The organism is Mesorhizobium sp. B2-3-13 (assembly GCF_006442195.1).
Taxonomy (GTDB): Bacteria; Pseudomonadota; Alphaproteobacteria; order Rhizobiales; family Rhizobiaceae; genus Mesorhizobium; species Mesorhizobium salmacidum.
Map to the genome: position 1 here is coordinate 42570 of NZ_VFVQ01000001.1, position 20799 is coordinate 63368.

Annotated in this window: 21 protein-coding genes; 12 read left to right on the top strand and 9 right to left on the bottom strand. The window is 63.2% G+C overall.

Translation table 11 applies throughout. The annotated features are described in order from the left end of the window. Positions 1-9 precede the first annotated feature (9 nt). The 4 genes from FJ941_RS00205 to FJ941_RS00220 all read right to left on the bottom strand — a co-directional run bounded on the left by FJ941_RS00205 (position 10) and on the right by FJ941_RS00220 (position 3463). Positions 10-453, bottom strand: a complete 444-nt coding sequence (locus tag FJ941_RS00205; RefSeq protein ID WP_140502310.1) for an SRPBCC family protein — start codon at positions 451-453, stop codon at positions 10-12. 115 nt (positions 454-568) lie between these two features. Continuing rightward, positions 569-1396: an AraC family transcriptional regulator gene (locus FJ941_RS00210; protein WP_140502311.1), complete on the bottom strand. Its 828-nt coding sequence runs from the start codon at positions 1394-1396 to the stop codon at positions 569-571. 272 nt (positions 1397-1668) lie between these two features. Beyond that, positions 1669-2667: an ABC transporter permease gene (locus FJ941_RS00215; protein ID WP_140502312.1), complete on the bottom strand. Its 999-nt coding sequence runs from the start codon at positions 2665-2667 to the stop codon at positions 1669-1671. A gap of 52 nt (positions 2668-2719) precedes the next feature. Further along, on the bottom strand, positions 2720-3463 hold the full coding sequence (locus FJ941_RS00220) for an ATP-binding cassette domain-containing protein (protein WP_140502313.1): 744 nt from the start codon (positions 3461-3463) through the stop codon (positions 2720-2722). Between the two features lie 449 nt (positions 3464-3912). On the opposite strand from FJ941_RS00220, the gene FJ941_RS00225 reads away from it, so the two are divergent. Both FJ941_RS00225 and FJ941_RS00230 read left to right on the top strand, forming a co-directional pair. After that, a complete protein-coding gene (locus FJ941_RS00225) occupies positions 3913-4902 on the top strand; it encodes a sugar-binding protein (protein ID WP_140502314.1) in 990 nt (329 codons plus the stop codon). A gap of 185 nt (positions 4903-5087) precedes the next feature. Continuing rightward, entirely contained in the window at positions 5088-5870 is a 783-nt protein-coding gene (locus FJ941_RS00230) for a FadR/GntR family transcriptional regulator (protein WP_140502315.1), read from the top strand. A gap of 21 nt (positions 5871-5891) precedes the next feature. Here FJ941_RS00230 and FJ941_RS00235 read toward each other — a convergent pair whose 3' ends face one another. After that, the gene (locus FJ941_RS00235) at positions 5892-6881 is read right to left on the bottom strand and encodes an NAD(P)-dependent oxidoreductase (RefSeq protein ID WP_348640732.1); all 990 of its coding nucleotides are present in this window, start codon (positions 6879-6881) and stop codon (positions 5892-5894) included. Positions 6882-6949: 68 nt separating this feature from the next. On the opposite strand from FJ941_RS00235, the gene FJ941_RS00240 reads away from it, so the two are divergent. The 3 genes from FJ941_RS00240 to FJ941_RS00250 all read left to right on the top strand — a co-directional run bounded on the left by FJ941_RS00240 (position 6950) and on the right by FJ941_RS00250 (position 9329). Continuing rightward, positions 6950-7846: an NAD(P)-dependent oxidoreductase gene (locus FJ941_RS00240; protein WP_140502317.1), complete on the top strand. Its 897-nt coding sequence runs from the start codon at positions 6950-6952 to the stop codon at positions 7844-7846. A gap of 101 nt (positions 7847-7947) precedes the next feature. Beyond that, a complete protein-coding gene (locus FJ941_RS00245; RefSeq protein WP_027141552.1) occupies positions 7948-8724 on the top strand; it encodes a FadR/GntR family transcriptional regulator in 777 nt (258 codons plus the stop codon). Positions 8725-8885: 161 nt separating this feature from the next. Continuing rightward, the gene (locus FJ941_RS00250; protein WP_140502318.1) at positions 8886-9329 is read left to right on the top strand and encodes an SRPBCC family protein; all 444 of its coding nucleotides are present in this window, start codon (positions 8886-8888) and stop codon (positions 9327-9329) included. A 41-nt stretch (positions 9330-9370) separates the two neighbouring features. Here the strand turns inward: FJ941_RS00250 and FJ941_RS00255 are convergent, their stop codons facing one another. Continuing rightward, complete coding sequence (locus tag FJ941_RS00255) at positions 9371-9661, bottom strand: DUF3175 domain-containing protein (RefSeq protein ID WP_140747648.1); 291 nt, start codon at positions 9659-9661, stop codon at positions 9371-9373. 173 nt (positions 9662-9834) lie between these two features. Here FJ941_RS00255 and FJ941_RS00260 point away from each other — a divergent pair, with 173 nt between their 5' ends. From FJ941_RS00260 to FJ941_RS00290, 7 genes are all read left to right on the top strand, one after another. Then, entirely contained in the window at positions 9835-11064 is a 1230-nt protein-coding gene (locus tag FJ941_RS00260; protein WP_140502320.1) for an MFS transporter, read from the top strand. Positions 11065-11224: 160 nt separating this feature from the next. Beyond that, on the top strand, positions 11225-12253 hold the full coding sequence (locus FJ941_RS00265) for a LacI family DNA-binding transcriptional regulator (protein WP_140502759.1): 1029 nt from the start codon (positions 11225-11227) through the stop codon (positions 12251-12253). Between the two features lie 284 nt (positions 12254-12537). Then, positions 12538-13665, top strand: a complete 1128-nt coding sequence (locus FJ941_RS00270) for a sugar ABC transporter substrate-binding protein (RefSeq protein WP_140502321.1) — start codon at positions 12538-12540, stop codon at positions 13663-13665. A gap of 76 nt (positions 13666-13741) precedes the next feature. Further along, entirely contained in the window at positions 13742-15289 is a 1548-nt protein-coding gene (locus tag FJ941_RS00275; protein WP_140502322.1) for a sugar ABC transporter ATP-binding protein, read from the top strand. Next, on the top strand, positions 15286-16266 hold the full coding sequence (locus tag FJ941_RS00280) for an ABC transporter permease (RefSeq protein WP_140502323.1): 981 nt from the start codon (positions 15286-15288) through the stop codon (positions 16264-16266). The genes FJ941_RS00275 and FJ941_RS00280 overlap by 4 nt, the downstream gene beginning before the upstream one ends. Further along, entirely contained in the window at positions 16263-17249 is a 987-nt protein-coding gene (locus FJ941_RS00285; protein WP_140502324.1) for an ABC transporter permease, read from the top strand. The genes FJ941_RS00280 and FJ941_RS00285 overlap by 4 nt, the downstream gene beginning before the upstream one ends. 2 nt (positions 17250-17251) lie before the next feature. After that, positions 17252-17800, top strand: a complete 549-nt coding sequence (locus FJ941_RS00290) for a gluconokinase (protein WP_140502325.1) — start codon at positions 17252-17254, stop codon at positions 17798-17800. Here the strand turns inward: FJ941_RS00290 and FJ941_RS00295 are convergent. The 3 genes from FJ941_RS00295 to FJ941_RS00305 all read right to left on the bottom strand — a co-directional run bounded on the left by FJ941_RS00295 (position 17795) and on the right by FJ941_RS00305 (position 20644). Then, positions 17795-18946 carry a hypothetical protein gene (locus FJ941_RS00295; RefSeq protein ID WP_140502326.1) on the bottom strand — a complete coding sequence of 384 codons (1152 nt, stop codon included), beginning with the start codon at positions 18944-18946 and terminating at the stop codon, positions 17795-17797. The two genes, FJ941_RS00290 and FJ941_RS00295, sit on opposite strands and share 6 nt — an antisense overlap. Before the next feature lie 9 nt (positions 18947-18955). Then, on the bottom strand, positions 18956-19405 hold the full coding sequence (locus tag FJ941_RS00300) for an Rrf2 family transcriptional regulator (RefSeq protein ID WP_140502327.1): 450 nt from the start codon (positions 19403-19405) through the stop codon (positions 18956-18958). Positions 19406-19657: 252 nt separating this feature from the next. Then, on the bottom strand, positions 19658-20644 hold the full coding sequence (locus FJ941_RS00305) for a sulfate ABC transporter substrate-binding protein (protein WP_140502328.1): 987 nt from the start codon (positions 20642-20644) through the stop codon (positions 19658-19660). Positions 20645-20799 lie beyond the last annotated feature (155 nt).

Here is a 20799-nt window from a genome sequence, read left to right on the forward strand (position 1 = left end):
CCCGCTCCTTCAGCTCTGGCCGGCGAAATGGCTCTTCAATGCATTGAAGCCGCCTTGAAATACATTGGTACCCATGCCCTCGGCCAGCTTGTCGGCTTCCTCCGGGGCCGCATCGAAGCTGGCGGTCCATTCGGCATAGGTGCGGTTGCCGTCGGTGACGCGCCTGAGCTGCAGCGTCGCCTTGTGGTTGGTGAGCGGCTGCGGTGTTTCCACGATGGAATAGCTGACCAGGAAATCGTCATCCGAAAAATCGACCAGTTTTTCGCGCAGGCGGGCGCCGCTGGCGAGCTGGAAGTTGCGCACGCAGCCAATCGTGGTGGAATCCTCGCCGTCTTCGATATGGCTTTCGACCATGCGCGGATGCCAGCCCGGCAGGCCGTTGAAGTCGCGTATGCGCGCCCAAACCTTTTCGACCGGCGCGTCGATGACGCTGGAGACGGTGACTTTCGCCATAAAATGTTCCCTTCCGAATGATCGTTGCGGCAAGGGTAGGGCGCCAGAGCGGGCAGCGTTTATCAATGCGTCTTGAGCGTGTATCAACCAGTCTGAAAAACAGATGGCTGCCGGTTCAGGCCGTCGCCCGCGCGGCCTCGCGGTAGAGCGTCGGCGGCACTCCGACATGATCGCGGAAGAAGCGCGAGAAATTGCCTTGCGTGGTGAAGCCGAGATTGCAGGCGACAGAGATCAGCGGCTCCCGCGACCATTGCAGCTGCCGCACCGCTTCCTCCATGCGCAGCGTGTTCCAGTAGACGTTGGGCGTCAGATTGGTCTGTTCCTTGAACAAGGCGAAGAAATGCGGCCTGGACAGGCCAACGGCGCGGGCGACGTCATCGAAGGAGATCCGCTCGCAGACATTGGCCTTCATCAGCTGGATCGCCTTGCGGACGCGGAAATCCTGCATCGTGTTTATGCGGCCGCGCGCCTCCTGCGGTGCCGAAGCGTCGGCGGCATCGAGCACTGAGTCGATGAAGCGCTCGATCTCGTAATTGGCGACATCGTCGACGTTTTCATTGTCGGTGAGATGGTCGAGCAGGCTGGCGGCGGCCTGGTGCAGCCATGGTTCGAGCGCGATCGCCGCCTGCGAGAACAGCGGCGCGCTGGATGGCAGGTCGCGGCGCCGGCGCGCCCAGTCCGGGTCGATGTAGAAGGCCAGGAACAGGCCCGGCCTGCCATCCTGGGACAGGACGTGGCTATGCGGCTGGAGCGAGTTGATGCCGGCGGCGGTGCCCGGGCCGAGGCGGACCGTCTCGCGGCCGATTGTCATCTCGCCGGCGGTGCCTTCGAGCCAGATGATCAGATGTGCCTCGACATGGGCATGGGTGACGAAGTCGCTCGCGACATTCAGGACAGAAACATGTCCGAACCGGCCCCAGTAGAGCCTGATCGCTTCCGTCATGGGTATATCCTCCCACAAGCGACTGGCCTCCCTTCGCCTGCAGGGGGATTGTGCGGCTGAGTGCTGGCTCGCGTCAAGCTACGGGCCCGGGGCGTGCGCTCGCAAGGGTTCTTGGCGACGGATTTTCAGACTGAGCGATAGGAGGCGAAAGGAATAGCGCTCCAGCGCGGTGTTCCGGCGGAGTGAGGCGTTGGTATTCCTGGAACACCCCTCATCCGACCTCGCTTCGCGAGGCCACCTTCCCCCCACAAGGGGGGAAGGTGGATGCAGCGCTAATCGCTGCGCCTGAAATTGCGGATGCGGTCGAACAAAACCGCCAGCAGGATGGCGCCGCCGATGAAGGTGCCTTGCCAGAAGGCGTTGATGCCAAGCAGGCCAAGGCTGTTGCGGATCACCTCGATGAGGGCAGCACCGACGATGGCGCCAAAGGCGGTGCCGACGCCGCCGGCGAGATTGGCGCCACCGATGACGGTGGCGGCGATCACTTGCAGTTCCATGCCGTTGCCGAGATTGGTGGTGACGGCGCCGAGCCAGCCGGTCTCGATGATGCCGGCAATGCCGGCCGACAGCGCCGAGATCATGTAGACGGCGACCTTGATCTGGCGCACCGGCACGCCGGTCAGCGTCGCGGCGTGCTCGTTGCCGCCAATGGCGAAAATATGGCGGCCGAACTTCGTCCAGCGCAGGATGAAACCGGTGATCAGCGCCAGCAGGATCATGTAGAGCACCGGATTGGCGATGCCGAACACCCAGGCGCCGCCGCCAAGCGCCAGCAGCTTGTCGTGGTCCGGCCCGAACTGGAAGACGACGGTGTTGTTGGAGGCGACCATGGCAAGGCTGCGGGCGATCGACAGCATGCCGAGCGTCACCACGAAGGGCGGAAAGCCCAGGTAGGCGATAAAAATGCCATTGAAGGCACCGATGACGAGCGCGGTGGCGATCGAAGCCAGAATGCCGATCTCGATCGAATAGCCGGCATGCATGGTGACGGCCAGCACCATCGAGCACAGGCACAGCACCGAGCCGACCGACAAATCGATGCCGCCGGTGATGATGACGAAGGTCATGCCGAGCGCGACGATGGCGACGAAGGTGATGTTGCGGGTGATGTTGTAGAGGTTCTTCGAGGTGGCGAAGGCGTCGGTGGCGAAGGACAGGAAAATACAGGCCAGGATGACGGCGATCACCACCCAGAAAGTCTGGCTGGAGAACAGGCGCGACAGGAAGCTGTGCTGCTTCTGCGCGATCGTCTGGTCAAGGGTGACTGCCATTATAGACCTTTCCTGCGCTGCCGATGCGCGGTGAAATCCGGGGTCGCCATTGTCATGCCACCTGCTCGATGGCGCCGGTGATCAGCCCGGTGACTTCCTCGGGCGAACTCAACGCGATCGCCTTGTCGGCGACCTTCCTGCCGCGCCGCATGACGATGACGCGGTCGGCGACGTCGAAGACGTCGGGCATACGGTGGCTGATCAGCACTACCGCGATGCCCTGGTCGCGCAGATGACGGATGAGGTTCAGCACTTCGGCCACCTGCCGCACCGAGATTGCCGCCGTCGGCTCGTCCATCAGCACGATCTTGGCCTGCGACAGCATGGTGCGGGCGATCGCCACCGCCTGGCGCTGGCCGCCCGACATCTGCTTGACGAGGTCGCGCGGGCGGGTCTCGGATTTCAACTCGGCGAAGATCTGACCGGCGCGCTTGTACATCGCGGCATAGTCGAGGATGCGGAACGGGCCGACGCCACGGCGCAATTCGCGCCCGAGATAGACATTGGCCGCCGCCGTCAGATTGTTACAGAGCGCCAGGTCCTGGTGGACGATCTCGATGCCGTGCTGGCGCGCCTCGACCGGCTTGTGCAGGATCAGTTCCTTGTCATCCATCCGCATCGTGCCGTGGCTCGGGCGGAAGTTGCCGGCTATCATCTTGACCAGCGTCGACTTGCCGGCGCCATTGTCGCCCATCAGGCCGACAACCTGGCCCGGTTCGATCGACAGCGACACGTCGTTGACAGCCTGGATGGCGCCAAAATGCTTCGAGATGTTGGTGAGTTCGAGAACCGACACCCGTCTTTGCCTCCCATGTCTGGCCTATCCGCCCACGGACAGGCGACGGCTTCCATCGGCTTTCCCCAGCTCCTCCCGGGGACAGCGATGCGGTCATTTACGCGAATGGCGTCGCGGGCGTCAATTGTCGAACAGGCAATTGTCAGACGAATAGTGCCGTGCGAATTTTGAAAAATCCGTTTTGTAGGACAAATAGCATTGACGTTGGCGGCAAGCCGTTATTAGTTGAGCGTCGGAGGAGGACATGCCGGCTTTGACGACGCCCTCGGCGGCGCCAGCGGTAAGAAGGTTTTGGCGATCATGCAGCGTCGTCGCTGGGAGGGTCGCATCTGAAAATGCTTATCGGCCCGGCCGGATTGAATGGGCGCACGCGTCTCAGTCATCTCGCATCCTGGCTGGTTTGTGTGGCGGGCACGCCGTGTCCGTCTGGTTGCAAAGGGAGGACTGACATGAGGAAAACAGTATTGCTCGCCGCCGTCGCCGCCATGGCGTTAGGCGCCGGGCCGGCTTTGGCCAAGAAGCAGCTCGTCATCGTGGTGAAAGGTCTCGACAATCCATTCTTCGAAGCCATCCACCAGGGCTGCGAGAAATGGAACAAGGAAAACGCCAGCTCGGAATATGAATGCTTCTACACCGGCCCGGCATCGACTTCCGACGAGGCCGGCGAGGCGCAGATCGTGCAGGATATGCTGAGCAAGGCCGACACGGTGGCGATGGCGATCTCGCCGTCCAACGCGCCACTGATCGCGCAGACGATCAAGAGCGCCAATCCGTCGATCCCGATCATGACCGTCGACGCCGACCTCGCCAAGGAAGACGCGGCACTGCGCAAGACCTATCTCGGCACCGACAACTATTTGATGGGCAAGAAGATCGGCGAGTACATCAAGAAGGCCAAGCCGAATGGTGGCACGATCTGCACCATCGAGGGCAATCCCGCGGCGGACAACATCCTGCGCCGCGCACAAGGCATGCGTGACGCGCTGACAGGCAAGGAAGGCCTCACGGCACTTGCCGGCGAAGGCGGCTGGACGGAAGTCGCCGGCTGCCCGGTGTTCACCAATGACGATGGCGCCAAGGGCGTTCAGGCGATGACCGACATCCTCGCCGCCAACCCCAAGCTCGACGCGTTCGGCATCATGGGCGGCTGGCCGCTGTTCGGTGCGCCGCAGCCCTATCGCGACCTGGTCAAACCGCTCAAGGACCGGCTGGCCAAGAACGACTTCGTCATCGGCGCCGCCGACACGATCGGCGACGAGGTGGCGATCGCCAGGGATGGCCTTGTCACCGCGCTGGTCGGCCAGCGGCCCTTCGAAATGGGCTACAAGGCACCATCGGTGATGATCGACCTGGTCGAAGGCAAGAAGGTCGACGATCCGGTGTTCACCGGCCTTGACGAATGCACCAAGGACACGGTCGACACCTGCATCCAGAAGTAGGCCGCGATTTCGGGGCGCTCGCCAACGAGCGCCCCGTTTCCTCAATTCTTCAACAGGACGCCTTGGTTGGGGCAATCGGGCCCCGGCTTTGACGCGTCAGTGGTTTGGATTTCGGCAACGGGATCGGTGCGCCGCGCGGGTTCGGATCAATCCGGGTGACTGGCGGCCGACCTATTGGAACGTGAATGCCGGACGAGAAGGCAAAGAAAAAAACCGGCCGGGCCAGGGCGCAAGCCAGCCACGACCCGGCAGCCATGCGCAGGGCGGATGCGGCGCACTTTCCCGGGTCCAGCGTCCATGCCTCGCTCGCCAGCGAGATTGGCCTCAGGATCGTACGCGGCGACTATCCGCCTGGCAGCATCCTGCCCAATGAGGCCAAATGGGCCGAAACCTTCAATGTCAGCCGTTCGGCGGTGCGCGAGGCGATCAAGATGCTGATGGCCAAGAGCCTTTTGGCGTCGCGGCCAAAGATCGGCAGTTGGGTCGAGCCGAAGGAGCGCTGGAACCTGCTCGACCGCGACGTGCTGGCCTGGTACGCGACCGCGCCGGATCGCGAAGCGTTCCTTCGCACCGTGCAGGAATTTCGCCACATCATCGAACCGGAAGCATCCGCCTTTGCCGCCATGCGGCGCAGCGACGAGCAGATGGCCGAGATCAGCCTGGCTTGCCGCGAGATGGGCGAGGCGGCCAACCTGCCCGAGCGCATTCGTGCCGACACGCGTTTTCATCTCGCCATCCTGCGGGCCTCGGGCAACGACCTTCTGGTGCCGCTCGGCGTGCTGATCGAATCGGCGCTCGACCATCTCTTCGTCTTCACCACGCGCCAGGTCGGCGATCAGCGGCGGGCGCAGAAACTGCACGAGGCGATCGAGAAGAGCATCCGCCTGCAGCGGCCCGCGGCGGCGCGCAACGCCGTGCACAAGCTGCTTGCCGACACCGATGAGGGGATCGGAAGGGGCCGGCGGTAAGGCCCGCCGGCGGTCCGGGTCTCAGATCGTCTGCTTCTTTCCGTCCTTCATCGGCATCAGGTCGACGCCATTCACTTTGGCGATGTGCGTGGCCAGCATCGGCACGAACTGCTCGGCCGGACCGGTTGCGTGGGCGCCGGCGAAGGAGTTCTTGGTGGCGTTGCCGAGCGGGTTGGCGATGCCGGCCGCACCGGCCATCGATTCCAGATAGGTCAGGTCCTTGAAGGCGTTGGCGATGGTGAATTTGTGGGCGTCGCGGTCGCCTTCCAGCGTCCAGCGCATGAACGTCTGGTAGAAGCCGCAATCCATGCGGCCGTTGCGGATGACGCTGTCGAAACGCGGCGGCGAGATGCCGACCTTCTCCGCCAGGGCCAATGCCTCGGAGTAGATCGCGGCATAGCCCAGCGAGATGAAATTGTTGAGCAGCTTCATGCGGTGGCCGTCACCGGTGTCGCCGATATGGACGATGCGGCCGGCCCAGGTGTCGATCACCGGCTTGACCCTGGCGAAGACGGCGTCGGGCGCGCCGACCATGGCGTCGAGCGTGCCTTCCCAGGCTTCCTTCGGGGTGCGGCTGAGCGGCGCGTCGACATAGTCGACGCCAAGCGCGTTGAGTTCTGCGGCAAGCGCAACCGTCGAGACCGGATCGGAGGTGGAGCAGTCGACGACGACCGACCCCTTCTTCAACCCCTCCTTGAGGCCGCCGGGACCGCGAATAATGGCCTCCACCTCGCGCGAGCCGGTGACGCAGATGAAGACGACATCGGATGCCGCCGCCACGTCGCGGGAGGTCGATGCCTCGTGGGCGCCTCGGCCGAGAAGATCTTCCGCCGGTTTGCGGTTTTTGCGGCCGAGGAAGGTCAGGGAATACCCCTTGTCGACGATGTTCTTGGCGATGCCGTGACCCATCAGGCCAAGGCCGACAAAGCCGATCTTCTCGCTGGTGGCGGTGGTGTTCATGCTAGCTGTCCTGTTTGCAATTATCGATAATGTTGCCGCTGTTTTAGCCATAGACGGTTGCGGAAAGCAATATTGTCTGACAATACACGTCAATCCCAGGACTTTCGTGGAGACCAGAAATGACGAAGCGGATCATGTTCACCGGCGGCAGCGGCAAGGCTGGGCGCCATGTCGTGCAATATCTGGTGGAGCAGGGCTGCCAAGTGCTCAACATCGACACCAGGCCGCTCGACAATCCCAAGGTGCGCACGCTGATCACCGACATCACCGACAGCGGCCAGGTGTTCAACGCGCTGTCGAGCTATATGGGGCTGCACGAATTCGATCCGTCGCTACGGCCGCAGCCGGTCGACGCCGTGGTGCATTTCGCCGCGATCCCACGCATCATGATCACGCCCGACAACGAGGTGTTCCGCATCAACGCGATGGGCACCTACAATGTCATCGAAGCTGCGGTGAAGCTCGGCATCCGCAAGGTGATCATCGCTTCCAGCGAGACGACCTACGGCCTGGTGTTCGCCAACGAACCACGCGACCCCACGCATTTCCCGCTCGACGAAGATTACGATGTCGATCCAATGGACAGCTATGCGCTGTCCAAGATCGTCAACGAGAAGACGGCGCGCGCCTTCGCGCAGCGCAATGGCACAGACATCTATGCCTTGCGCATCGGCAACGTCATCGAGCCGCATGAGTATTCGCTGTTTCCGAAATGGTTCGCCGATCCGGGCTTTCGCAAACGTATTGCCTGGAGCTACATCGACGCGCGCGACCTTGGCCAGATCACGCTGCGCGCCATCGAGAAGGACGGGCTGGGCTACCAGGTGTTCAATGCCGCCAATGACGACACATCGTCCGATCTGCCGACCGCCGAACTCCTGAAGCGGTTCTATCCCGGCGTGCCGGTCAAGAGCGAACTCGGTGAATATGAGACGCTGCTGTCGAACCGCAAGGCGCGTGACATGCTCGGCTTCCGGCCCGAGCATAGCTGGCGCAAATACGTCAAGACAGCCTGAGCGTGGTCGAATCACGGCTGGGTTGTGCATAGAAGCCGGCTTTGCCGCCCCACGGCCGCACCGCGCTTGACAGCTTCCCTAAACCGGCCTTTCTGGAACTCATGCGGGACGCGAGGCCGAACAAGGAAAAATCGCCCAAAAAGGCTGTAGCCGCCGAGCGCCCGACCGGCGCTCGCCGGCCCGACGCGGCGCGTATCCCGGGCTCCAGTGTGCATGCGTCGCTGGCGAGCGAGATTGGGCTGCGGATCGTGCGCGGCGACTATCCGCCCGGCACCATCCTGCCCAATGAAGCCAAATGGTCGGAGACCTTCAGCGTCAGCCGGTCGGCGGTGCGCGAGGCGATCAAGATGCTGATGGCCAAGAGCCTGTTGGCATCGCGCCCCAAGATCGGCAGTTGGGTCGAACCGAAGGAACGCTGGAACCTGCTCGACCGCGATGTGCTTGCCTGGTACGCGACGTCGCCGGACCGCGAGGTGTTCTTGAGGACGGTGCAGGAATTCCGCCACATCATCGAGCCGGAAGCGACCGCCTTTGCCGCCATGCGGCGGACCGACGAGCAGATGGCCGAGATCAGCCAGGCCTGCCGGGAGATGGGCGAGGCGAAAAGTTTGCAGGAACGGACCCGCGCCGACACCCGCTTCCACCTCGCCATCCTGCGCGCCTCGGGCAATGATCTGCTGGTGCCGCTCGGCGTGCTGATCGAATCCGCCTTCGATCACCTGTTCACCTACACGACCCGGGAACTCGACGATTTGCAGCTCGCCCAGAAGATGCACGAGGCAATCGAAAAGAATATCCGCCTGCAGCGGCCCGATGCGGCGCGCAATGCCGTGCGCAAGCTGCTGGCCAATACCGACAACGTCATACGTTCGCGGTAGAATTCACCGACATAGCCATTCGGCACTCAGGCGTTTCCGCCTTGCAGCCGTCGAAGCAATTCAGGCCGGCACCGCCAAAAAATTTGAGAGCCTGTGTCGGATGGGCTTTGTGGTCCCCGTCCTTGGGGTATCGAACAGGAAACCAGGAAGGAGAATTTGACATGCCCAGCACCGTTCGTCTGCATCGCGTTCTGACCACCAGCCCGGAGAAGGTCTACCGCGCGTTCCTCGAGGCGGATGCGCTTGCCAAATGGCTTCCGCCGAACGGCTTCACCTGCACGGTCCATCACTTCGAGGGCAGGGTCGGTGGCACGTTCAAGATGTCGTTCCGCAACTTCACCACTGGCGACAGCCACTCGTTTGGCGGTGAGTATGTCGAACTCGTCGCGGGCGAACTCCTGCGCTACACAGACAGGTTCGACGATCCCAACCTGCCCGGCGAGATCGAGGTGACCGTGACGCTGAAGAAAGTGTCCGTGGGCACCGAAGTGAACATCACCCAGGCCGGCATCCCTGATGTCATTCCCGCGGAAGCTTGCTATCTCGGTTGGCAGGAGTCGCTACGGAACCTGGCCAAGCTCGTCGAACCCGAGATCAAACAATAGGGCGCCCCATTTAGTCAGGTGCCATTGGCGGGCGAGGGCGGCTAATCCTCCTTTGGACGCCCGAATGCGGCGCGCAGTTCGTCCTTGGCGTCCTCAAGGACCTTCTTGCGCGCCGCGGGCAGGTTTTTGCCGGCCCGGTTGATGTAGAAATTCAGCATCGACATGGCGGACTGGAAGGGCTCGGCCTTGCGGCGGTGGCTGTGTTCGGCCGACCGCTTGAGCGAGGCGGCGATCTTCTTGGCGTCGTCGGATTCGAAGACATGCTCCTCGAGATCCATCGCATTGCTGTGCTCGGTCACCTCGGCCGACCATTTCTGCTTGGTGGCGGTCATGGCTGGGACTCCTTTGCAAGGTTGCTGATCGGAAACTCCAGATGTTGGCGTCGGTTCCCGCATTCGTACCGGCCTGGAGCCACGGATTTGCCCGCTGTGGCGCTGCTGTGCGCCGAGAATGCGTCGATAGTGGCCAAAACAGCAACGATTGAGACCGCCGACAGGAAACGCCTTTGACGCGAACCGACGTGAGCCGGCCCAGCCCCGGCATCGACAGTTCCTACGCCTGGATGCGGCTGGCCATCTCGATGCTGCTGGCGACGATCGGTGCGGTCGGCATGTGGGCCGTTGTCGTCGTGCTGCCAGCGGTACAGGCCGAGTTCGGGGTCGACCGCGCCGCGGCATCCATGCCCTACACCGCGACCATGGTGGGCTTCGCCGCCGGCAATGTGCTGGTCGGCCGCGCCATTGACCGCATGGGCTACTGGATACCGGCGCTGTTTTCCTCGATCGCGCTCTCCGCCGGTCTCCTGCTCGCGGCTCTGTCGACCTCGATCCTGCAATTCACCCTTGCCCAAGGGGTACTGATCGGTGTCGGCACATCGGTGATCTTCGGGCCGCTGATTGCCGATATCTCGCACTGGTTCAACCGCCGGCGCGGGGTCGCCGTTACGGCGGCGGCGGCCGGCAATTACCTCGCTGGAGCGATATGGCCCACCGTCATGCCGACGTTGATCAAGGCGGAAGGCTGGCGCTTCACCTATGCCGCCATCGGCGTCTTCTGCCTAGTCACCATGGTGCCGCTGGTGTTGTTGCTGCGGCGCGGCGCTCCGGAAGCGACGGCCGTCGGCTCGCCCGGAAGTCGGCCGGTGCAGCCGATTTCATTGTCGCCGGCGATGCTGCAGATATTGCTGGTCGTCGCGGGACTGGGCTGCTGCGTGGCGATGTCGATGCCGCAAGTGCATATCGTTGCCTATTGCATGGACCTCGGCTACGGCATGGCGCATGGCGCCGACATGCTGTCGATCATGATGGCCGCGGGCGTCGTCAGCCGGCTTGCCTCGGGCTTTGTCGCCGACCGAATCGGCGGCGTCAAAACGTTGCTTATCGGGTCTGTGCTGCAATGCCTGTCATTGCTGTTCTATATCCCGTTCGACGGGCTCGCCTCGCTGTATGTCGTGTCGCTGGTCTTCGGCCTGTCGCAGGGCGGCATCGTGCCTTGCTACGCGATCATCGTGCGCGAATACCTGCCGGCCAAGGAGGCCGGCCAGCGCATCGGTATCGTCATGATGGCGACGATTTTCGGCATGGCGATCGGCGGCTGGATGTCGGGCTGGATCTACGACCTGACGGGCTCCTACGCCGCCGCGTTCCTGAACGGCATTGCCTGGAACCTGCTGAACATACTGGCGATCGGGCTGTTCATGTGGAAGGCGAGGCACAGGGCGGCCGTAGCCGCCTGAGGAAGGCCAAGCACAGCCACTCAATGGCTCAGCTTGACAACAGGTAGTCACTGCGCGACGCCAGGGGCCGATGGGTGCTGAAACAGGCCGGTGAGATGGTGACAGCTGGAAAGATCGCATTGCGGGCGTGCTTGAATGGCCAGGCGCATGGGCCAAGGCCTTGATCAAGCCGCGCTCGCGCCGGGGCGGTGGCCGCCCGACCATATCTGACGTGGCACGCAAGGCCGGCGTCGGCGCCATCACCGTTTCACGCGCGCTGCGCGAGCCGGAGCGCGTTTCCGAGGAACTGCGCCGCCAGATCCTGGCCGCCATCGAAGAGCTCGGCTATGTGCCGGATCCCAACGCGCGGGCATTGGCCTCGGCGCGGGCCGAGGTGTTCGGCGTGCTGGTGCCTTCGCTGACCAACAACGTCTTCGCGGAGGTGGTGCGCGGCATCTATGACAGCCTGTCGGACAGCCCGTTCCGCATCCAACTCGGCAACACGCACTATTCCGGACTGGAGGAAGAGCGGCTGCTGCAGGTGTTTGGCTCCCAGCGACCGGCAGCGCTGATCGTTGCCGGCATCGACCAGACACCTACCTCGCGAAAGCTGTTGGAAAATGCCGGTTGCCCGGTGGTTCAGGTGATGGAGACCGGACCCGATCCCGTGGACATGATGGTCGGTTTCTCGCATCTCGAAGGCGGCAGGACGGCGACCCAGCACCTGATCGAGGCGGGGTATCGCCGGATCGGTTTCATCGGTGCGCGCATGGACCCGCGCTCGCAGCGGCGCCTGGCTGGTTACCGGCTGGCGATGGAGAAGGCCGGCCTGCTGGACCCGCGCCTGATCACCACCACGCCGGTACCTTCCAGCGTGCCGCTTGGCCGCGAGCTATTCCGCGATGCGCTTGCCAAAATGCCGACGCTCGACGGCGTGTTCTGCAACAATGACGACATCGCGCTCGGCGTGCTGTTCGAATGCCATCGCGCCTCGATCGACGTGCCGAAGACCATCGGCATTGTCGGCTTCAACGATCTCGACATGATGCAGGTAGCCTTTCCCTCGATCACCAGCATCCGCACCCATCGCTACGAAATCGGCAGGCGCGCGGTCGCCATGGCGCTGGCGGCGATATCGGGTGACAGGCCGGAACAGCGGGTCGTCGACCTTGGCTTCGAGCTCAAGTGCCGCGAGAGCACGGCACGGTGAAGCAGTTTAGAACCTGCTGAAATCAGCCTTTACAGGCATTCCTGGTAGCGCTACCATTCCAGCCAGCGTGAAGTCCGACTGCTGTTTATTATACATAAGCGACAGAATGTTCCTTGTTTATTATTGATAATATGATACTTTCGTTGCAGCTTAAGGAAGCAACGAGGAGGAACAGGTCGGCCGGGGCCACCTGACGTGCGTGGCGGGCCAGGGCGGGAGGTGCTGGGGCGAACATGTACTGCAGCTAAACAAACAAGTCAGAACTGCAACTGGGAGGAATATCGATGATCAAGTCACTCGTTGGTGGCATCGTTGCCGCCACTGCATTCGTCATGTTGAGCTCAGCGGCGATGGCCGCAGGCCCAGAAGTCGTCAAGGGACCAGCAGCCGAGCCGGACTGCTTTGCCCCCTGGGCAGCCGATACGCAATTCTTCAAGTTCCCCAAGAAGGCCGGCCCATACCGGATCGCGCTCGCCAACGGCTATATCGCCAACACCTGGCGTATCCAGATGGTGCAGACCGCCAAGGCGTATGCGGCACAGCCGGATGTCGCCAAAAAGCTGAAGGAATTCAAGGTTGTGTCGACCGGCGAGGACGTCCCGGCGCAGATCTCCGCGATCAACAATTTCATCGATTCCGGCTTTGACGCGATCGTCGTCAACGCGCAGAACCCGACCGCCTTCGGGCCAGTCATCAAGCGCGCCAGGGAGGCCGGGGTCGTGCTGGTCGCCTTCGACAACATTCTCGACACCAAGGATGCCATCAACGTCAATGTCGACCAGAAGGGCCTTGGCGCATTGTGGGGCAAGTGGTTGGTCTCACATGTCCCGAACGGCGGAAAGGTGCTCGAAGTGCGCGGCGTCGCAGGCACTTCCGTTGACACGGACCGTCATGCCGGCATTCACGAGGTGCTCGACGGCTCGGGCAAGAAATGGGAAGTCACCGAAGTGGTCGGCAAATGGGACGATGGCGTTGCCCAGAAAGCCACAGCGGACGCGATTGCCACCAACGGACCCTTCGACGGCATCACCGGGCAAGGCGGTGACACCGGCATCGTGCAGGCGATGATGGATGCCAAGCATCCATTCGTTCCGTTCGGCGGCGAGACGGAGAACGGGTTTCGCAAATTCTGCGCCGCGCATGCTGGCGACGGCTTGAAATGCTCCTCCGCCGGCACCGGCCCCGCCCAGGTGGCCGTGGCAATCAAGACGGCAATCGCGGCCCTCGAAGGCAATGTCGTGCCGCAATCGGTGAAGCTGCCGCTGGCCATTGTGGAGGATCCGAACTTCAAGGCAGGCCAGGATTTCTTCCCCGACCAGTCCGACAATTTCTTCGTCGGCAACTCCTTCCCGACCTGCGGCATCAATTTCAGCGCCCAGGAAATCATGGGGCAGACCAAGGAAAACCAGTAGTCGCTTTCTATTGTCTGGCGCCGCGGCTGATCCCGCGGCGCCAGCCTGCAATCCCACAATCGCCCTGGGAGGGTTGATGGACGGTGCGGCTCCACTCTTTCGCATGGAAGACATTTCCAAGCGCTATGGCGGCGTGCGGGCGCTGGAAAAGGCCGAACTGACCGTAGAGGCCGGCAGCATCCACGCCATTCTCGGTGAAAACGGGGCCGGCAAATCGACGCTGATCAAGGTCATGGCCGGTGTCGTGGCGCCCGACGAGGGCCACATGATGCTGGATGGCCGCGAGGTGACCTTCGCGTCGCCGGGTGCGGCAAACAAGGCCGGCATCGTCTGCATCTTCCAGGAACTGTCGCTGATCCCCGAACTCAGCGTCGCCGACAACATCGTCATTTCCGATCCGCCCAAACGCTTCGGCATGATCGACCGCAAGGCGCAGCGGCGCATCGCCGAGGACGCGCTGGCGCGCGCGGGTGCCGGCGATATCCATCCGCTGGCCCTGGTCAAGGACCTGCCGCTGTCACGGCGCCAGATGGTGGAGATCGCCAAGGCGCTGGCCAGGAAACCGCGCATCCTCATCCTCGACGAAGCGACCTCGGCGCTGACGGCGGCGGATGTCGCGAAGATCTTTGGCGTCTTGAAACGACTGCGCTCGGAAGGGCTGGCGCTGCTCTACATCTCGCACCGCATGAACGAGATCGCCGAACTGGCGGACCACTGCACGGTGTTCCGCAACGGCCGCAATGTCGCCAACTACAAGGCCGGCTCGAAGAGCGACAACGAGGTGGTCGAGCTGATGATCGGCCGCGAATACAGCCATATTTTTCCGCCCAAGCCGGCGGCGGCACCTGCCAGCGCCGCCCCCCGGCTCGAGGCGCGCAAATTGTCCTGGGCCGACCGGCTGGATAACATCTCGCTCACCGTCAGGGCAGGCGAGGTGGTCGGCCTCGGCGGGCTCGACGGCCAGGGCCAGCGCGAATTGCTGCTTGCTTTCTTCGGTGTGCTGCGCGGCCTCTCGGGCGAGGTGTTGATCGACGGCAAGCCGGTGACGATCACCAGTCCAGCGGTGGCCCGCGAGGATGGCGTCGGCATGGCGCTCATCCCGGAAGACCGCAAGACCGAAGGACTGATGCTGCCGATGACGGTGCGCGAAAACCTGTCCTTCGCCGCGCTCGACCGGCTGTCGAAAGGCGGCATCATCGACCGCGCCGCCGAACAGCGGCTCATCGACGACATGGTCGGCCTGCTGGCGATCAAGACGGCGGGGCTCGACATTCCGGTCGGCGCGCTGTCGGGCGGCAACCAGCAGAAGGTGGTCATCGCCAAATGGCTGATGCGCCAGCCGCGCATCATCCTGCTCAACGATCCGACGCGCGGCATCGATGTCGGCACCAAGCAGGAAATCTATCAACTGATGCGCAAGCTGGCGGACGCGGGCGCGGCGATCCTGTTCTATTCGACCGACTATGACGAGCTGATCGGCTGCTGCGACCGGGTGCTGGTGCTCTATGACGGGGCGGTCAAGCGCGAACTGGTCGGCGCCGAAATCACCGAACGAGCGCTGATATCGAGCGCGCTCAACATCCATGGCGAGGAGAGCCCCGTGGGCCTGGGAGCAAGCGTGTGAAAGATTGGCGCTATTGGCTGGCCGAGCAGCGCGGAACGCTGCTGGCGCTCGGCATCTTCATCGTCATGTTCGTCATCTACACCTCGAACCATCCGGCGGGCTTCACCGCCAACGTCGTGCAGACGGCGGCGAACAAGGGCGTGCTGCTTGCCTTCGTCGCCATGGCGCAGACGCTGGTCGTCATCACCTCCGGCATCGACCTGTCCGTCGGCATGATCTTCCTGCTCACCAACTGCCTGGCCTCCTGGCTGGTGGTGGGCACGCCGATGCAGACCACGCTCGGCGTCATCGCCGTGCTGGTGGCGGGCCTTCTGTGCGGCGCCATCAACGGCGCCATCGTCATCTATGGAAGGCTGCAGCCGATCGTCGCGACCATCGCAACCGGCGCGGTCTACTACGGCATCGGCCTTTTGCTGCGGCCCTTCCCGGGCGGCTCCGTCAACGAGAACCTGGCCGATGCTTTGACGGGGCGTTTGTTCGATCTGGTGCCGGCAAGCCTGGTCGTGCTGCTGGCGGTCGTGCTGTTGATTTGGGTGCCGTTCAGCCGCTCGGTACTCGGCCGTGCCGCCTACGCGGCCGGCTCTTCGGAAACGGCTGCCTATATGTCGGGCGTGCCGATAAGGCGCGGCAAGTTCGCCGCTTACACGCTTGCGGGGCTGCTGGCCGCGATCGGCGGGCTGTTCCTGACCTTTTTCACCTATACGGGCGAGGCCGCCTATGCCAGCGGCAACGCCTATACGCTGTTCTCGATCGCGGCCGTGGTGCTGGGCGGTGTGTCGCTGTTCGGCGGCAAGGGAAGCGCCATCGGCGCCATCTTCGGCGCGCTGGCCTTCCGCACCATTGGCGACCTTCTGTTCGTGTTCGATTTCGATCCGCTCTGGCAGCCGCTGTTCCAGGGCGTTATCCTGCTGGTCGCCGTCAGCCTCGGCGCCTTTGCCCTGTTTCGGGTCCGCAACCGGCTGGAGTGGTTCCTGTGAGCGATACGACCTTGGGCGGCATTGCCGGCCGCATGCCGAAATTCATCCGCCGCGCCGATCCGGCGGTGCTGACCGCCTTTGCCTGTATCGTGGTGCTGCTGTTGGTGGGCAGCCTCTATTCGCGCAGCTTCCTGTCGCCTGAATATCTCTTGCAGCAGCTCAAGGTCGCCTCGTTCCTCGGCGTCATCGCCACCGGCATGATGCTGGTCATCCTGCTCGGCCAGATCGACCTGTCCGTGCCGTGGTCGGTGGCGGCGGGCGCGATGATGGCCTGCGCGGCGGCCGCCTACGGTCCGGCCGGGGTGGCGCTGGCGATCCCGTTCGGCATCTTCTGCGGCGTGCTGATCGGCATCGTCAACGGCATCGGCGTCGCCTATCTGCGCATCCCCTCGATGATCATCACGCTCGCCACCAACGCCGTCGCGCAAGGGCTGATGGTGGTCTACACCGGCGGTTTCTCGCCGCAGGATTCGGCCACCGGCGCCATGCGCTACCTGGCCACCGGCTTCACCATTCCGGGCGTCCCCAACGCGGTCATCATCTGGGCGCTGATCGGGGCCGCAATGGTGTTCGTGCTGACCCGTAGCGGCTTTGGCCGCGCGGTCTATGGCATCGGCAACCGCGAGCGCGCCGCCTATCTCTCCGGCATCGACACAAGACGCGTGGTGATGATCGCCTTCGCCGTCTCCGGCGGACTCTCCGCCTTTGGCGGCGTGCTGCTGGCCGGCTACGCCTCCAAGGCGGCGCAATCGATGGGTGACGCCTATCTGCTGCCGTCGATCGCGGCCGTGGTGCTCGGCGGCACCTCGATCCTCGGCGGGCGCGGCTCCTATCTCGGTACGGTCGCCGGCGTGATCCTGATCACGCTGCTGCAATCCATCCTGTCGGTCATGCAGATGCCGGAAGCGGGACGGCAGATCATCTATGGCGTCGTCATCGTCGCCATGCTCCTGCTCTATGGCCGCGCCCCGGCGAGCCGCTGACGGTGGACGAAAACGCAGTGCAGGCGCCGACGGGCGCTTCCGGTTTGGCGCCTTCGGCCATCGTGGTGATGGGCGTCGCCGGCTGCGGCAAGTCAGCCGTCGGTATCGCGCTGGCCGACGCGCTGGGTGCCGTCTTCATCGAGGGCGACAGGCTGCATCCGCCCGAAAACGTTGCCCGCATGGCGCGGGGCGAACCGCTCACCGACCAGCTGCGCGAAGGCTGGCTCGACGCGATCGGCGAGCGCATCGCGGCGTCGATCGCCAAGGGACAGGGCGTGGTTGCAGCCTGCTCAGCGCTGAAGCGCGGCTATCGCGAGCGTCTGCGCGGTTTTTGCCAGGACATCACTTTCCTTTACCTGGAGATCGACCAGGCGACGGCAAGGCAGCGGGTCGCCGGCCGCAAGGGCCATTTCATGCCGGCAAGCCTGGTCGACAGCCAGTTCGCAATTCTCGAGCCGCCAGATGCCGATGAGCGGGCATTGACGCTCGACGCGACGCGGCCGGTCGACGAACTCGTCGGCCAGGCAATGCGCTCGATGCGCCGGTCATGAGCCTTCTTCTTCGCTGAAGCCGATCCTGTCCTGAGCTTCTGTCAACCGTTCATGGCGCGACCAGGACATCACCTGCTCGGGGCACTGCTTCAGTGCCTGCAGCAGGCAGTCGCGTTTCAGCAGGATATAGTGTGCCTGCAGGGCGATGTTCTTGGCTCCGTCCCTGGTGTTGTCCACTGCCGGGAACGCCGATGCCGCCGGCATCAGTTCCGGGCTTAAGACGGCCCGGTATTCCCGGAAGGGCACCACCTCGAAAGTCGACATGGCAAACAGGGCCGTCTTGCCTCGCGCGGCGAAATTCGCCGGCGCCGAGGCAAGGTGTGTCCAGCCGCTTTCGCCCAGGGCGGTTTCGGTGAAGGTCGAGCCGGCGTGGATGGTGTTGGTCATCAGCACGACGCCGTTCCGTTTCAGCATCTTTTGAATGTGGATGGTGACCTGATAGGCGTCGTCGCGTTCGAAGACGATCCGGCTTTTCAGGAACCGGTTCTCGACATGAACCATTGGCGGGTTGAGGAAGCGCTGGCCGAATGCCGTCTCGGACACGCCATGCGTGTTGACGCTGACCTGATGCGCTTCGATGCCGGCCTCATATATGGCGCGCTTGCCGATTATCGTTTGGGCGGTGAATTGATCGCACCAGAGGATCGCGCCGTGGCCGCGTTGCAAGGCTGCCTGCAAGCCCTCGAGCCCTTCCAGCCGGATCGTCGGCGTCCAGCGACCGGCGACCAGATGCGCGGCGAGTTGCATGCGGCGGCGATGGCGTGCCGCGAGCAATGCCTCGAACAGCTCGCGTGCATCGATGCCGTCGCCGAGCACCGCGCACGTTGCGGCGGCATAGAAGCGGAAATCCTTGCGCATATGGCGCTTCAGGCGAAATCTCGACGCCCAATCGCAGATCGGCGACCACCAACGAACCGGCAGTGCTGCCGCGACCGCGAGATAGAAGAGAGCAATCAGGCTCTCGCGAAGATCCCTGGTGGAGAAGCGGCGGAGCCTGCCGGGATTAACTACCTTGCGGCTGAAAAAGCGCACGTCCTCGGCATATTCGGGGACAAAGACGTCGGCGATGATCTCGGTGCGAAAGCTGGCTATCGATGGCTGCTTGCGTGCGGCTTTTCGGGATCTCGTAAACCTCGACAGCCTCATCCACCGGCTCTAGATCTGCGATGTCAACTCGACTGGGAAATCGTCATTGTCGGCATCGCGCATGGCGGCGAGGCTACGGTTGTCCAGCACCTCGGCAATCGCCTGGCGCACTTCCAGCATCATGTGCCGGACCTGGCAGGTCGCTTCGTCGCAATCCTCGCAGCGCTGGTACTGCGTGCGGCTGGCGCAAGGTATCGGCGCCAGCGGCCCGTCGAGCACGCGCACGACGTGGCCGATCTTGATCTCGGAAGCGGGGCGCGCGAGACGGTAACCGCCTTCCTTGCCCTTGCGGCTCTGGACGAAGCCGGCGTTGCGCAATTCGCCCAGGATGGCATCGAGGAATTTCTTCGGGATGTTGTTGGCGACGGCGACGTCGTTGACGAAGGCCAGTTGGCCAACCGGAAGATTGGAAAGATGCACGAGGGCCTTGAGGCCGTATTTGCCTTTTTTCGTCAGCATGCCCGAGTCAACCCGTTGAAGCCCCAACCACCCCCGCATCTGGCGGCTGTTTGTGTGCAAATGATGACGGCGTTGCTTCCGCACGCCGCCGTTTCGCGAAACAAAGGCATTGGAAGGCATGTTAGGCACAAACGCGTTGATTCTTTGTAACGTTTTGCACGAAGGGCGCCGGCTTTACCCTATCGGCTGAATAACGAGGAAAGCCGGCCCGGGGCCGGCTTTCCTCGATCTTTCCATCGGGCAGCGGAGACTTTACCGGCTGCCATAAGCCTGATCGAGCAGACCGCCGGCGGCGAAATGCTCTTTTTGGACCTTGTCCCAACCGCCGAAGACGTCTTCCACTGTCAGCAGGCGCACGTCCGGAAAATCAGCCTTGTATTTGGCCGCGACAGCCGCGTCGCGTGCGCGCAGGCCATTGTCGGCGGCGATGCCCTGGCCCTCGGGTGTATAGAGGAAGTCGAGGTAGCTCTTGGCCAGATCGCGCGTGCCGTGCTCGTCGGCGACTTTGTCGACGATCGCCACCGGGAATTCCGCCAGAAGGCTGACCGAAGGCGTGACCTGCTCGAATTTGTCGTCGCCGTATTCCTTGCGGATGCCGCGTGTCTCGGATTCGAAGGTGATCAGCACGTCGCCGATCTCGCGCTGCACGAAGGTGGTGGTCGCTGCGCGCCCGCCAGTGTCGAAGATCGGCACGTTGTTGAACAGCTTGGTGATGAATTCCTTCACCTTCGCGTCGTCGCCCTTGAAGGCTTCCTTGGCGTAGGCGGTGGCCGCCAGATAGGTGTAGCGGGCATTGCCAGACGTTTTCGGGTTGGGGAAGATCACCTGCACGTCGTCGCGCACGAGATCGTTCCAGTCCTTGATGTGCTTGGGGTTGCCCGCGCGGACGAGAAACGAAGGCAGCGAATAGAAGGGCGAAGCGTTGTCGGGAAAATCCTTCTGCCAGTCGGCCGAGACGAGGCCCTTCTTGACCAGGAAGTCGACGTCGGTGACCTGGTTGAAGGTGACGACATCGGCACCGAGGCCTTCGGCGATGGCGCGCGCCTGCGCGGAAGTGCCGGCATGCGACTGGTCGATGCTGACACCCGGGTGCTTGGCGATAAAGGCCTTGTTGACCTGCACGAAGAGTTCGCGGCCGACGTCATAGGAGGCGTTCAGCAGCTTGTCGGCCGACCAGGCTTGGGGAGATGCGAGGAGGAGGCCGGCGGCGGCGGCAACGCCGATGAAAAATCGCTTCATGAAATGGCTCCGGTGCAATGCGTCCATGGGTGGATAATAGCGGCGATGTCTTATGTGCCACGAGGCATGCATGGCGGCCATGCGGACGTGCTTTGAGAAAAAGTGTCGCACAAACCGGAAATCGTTAGGATATCTTTCCGAGTAAGATCTTTTCG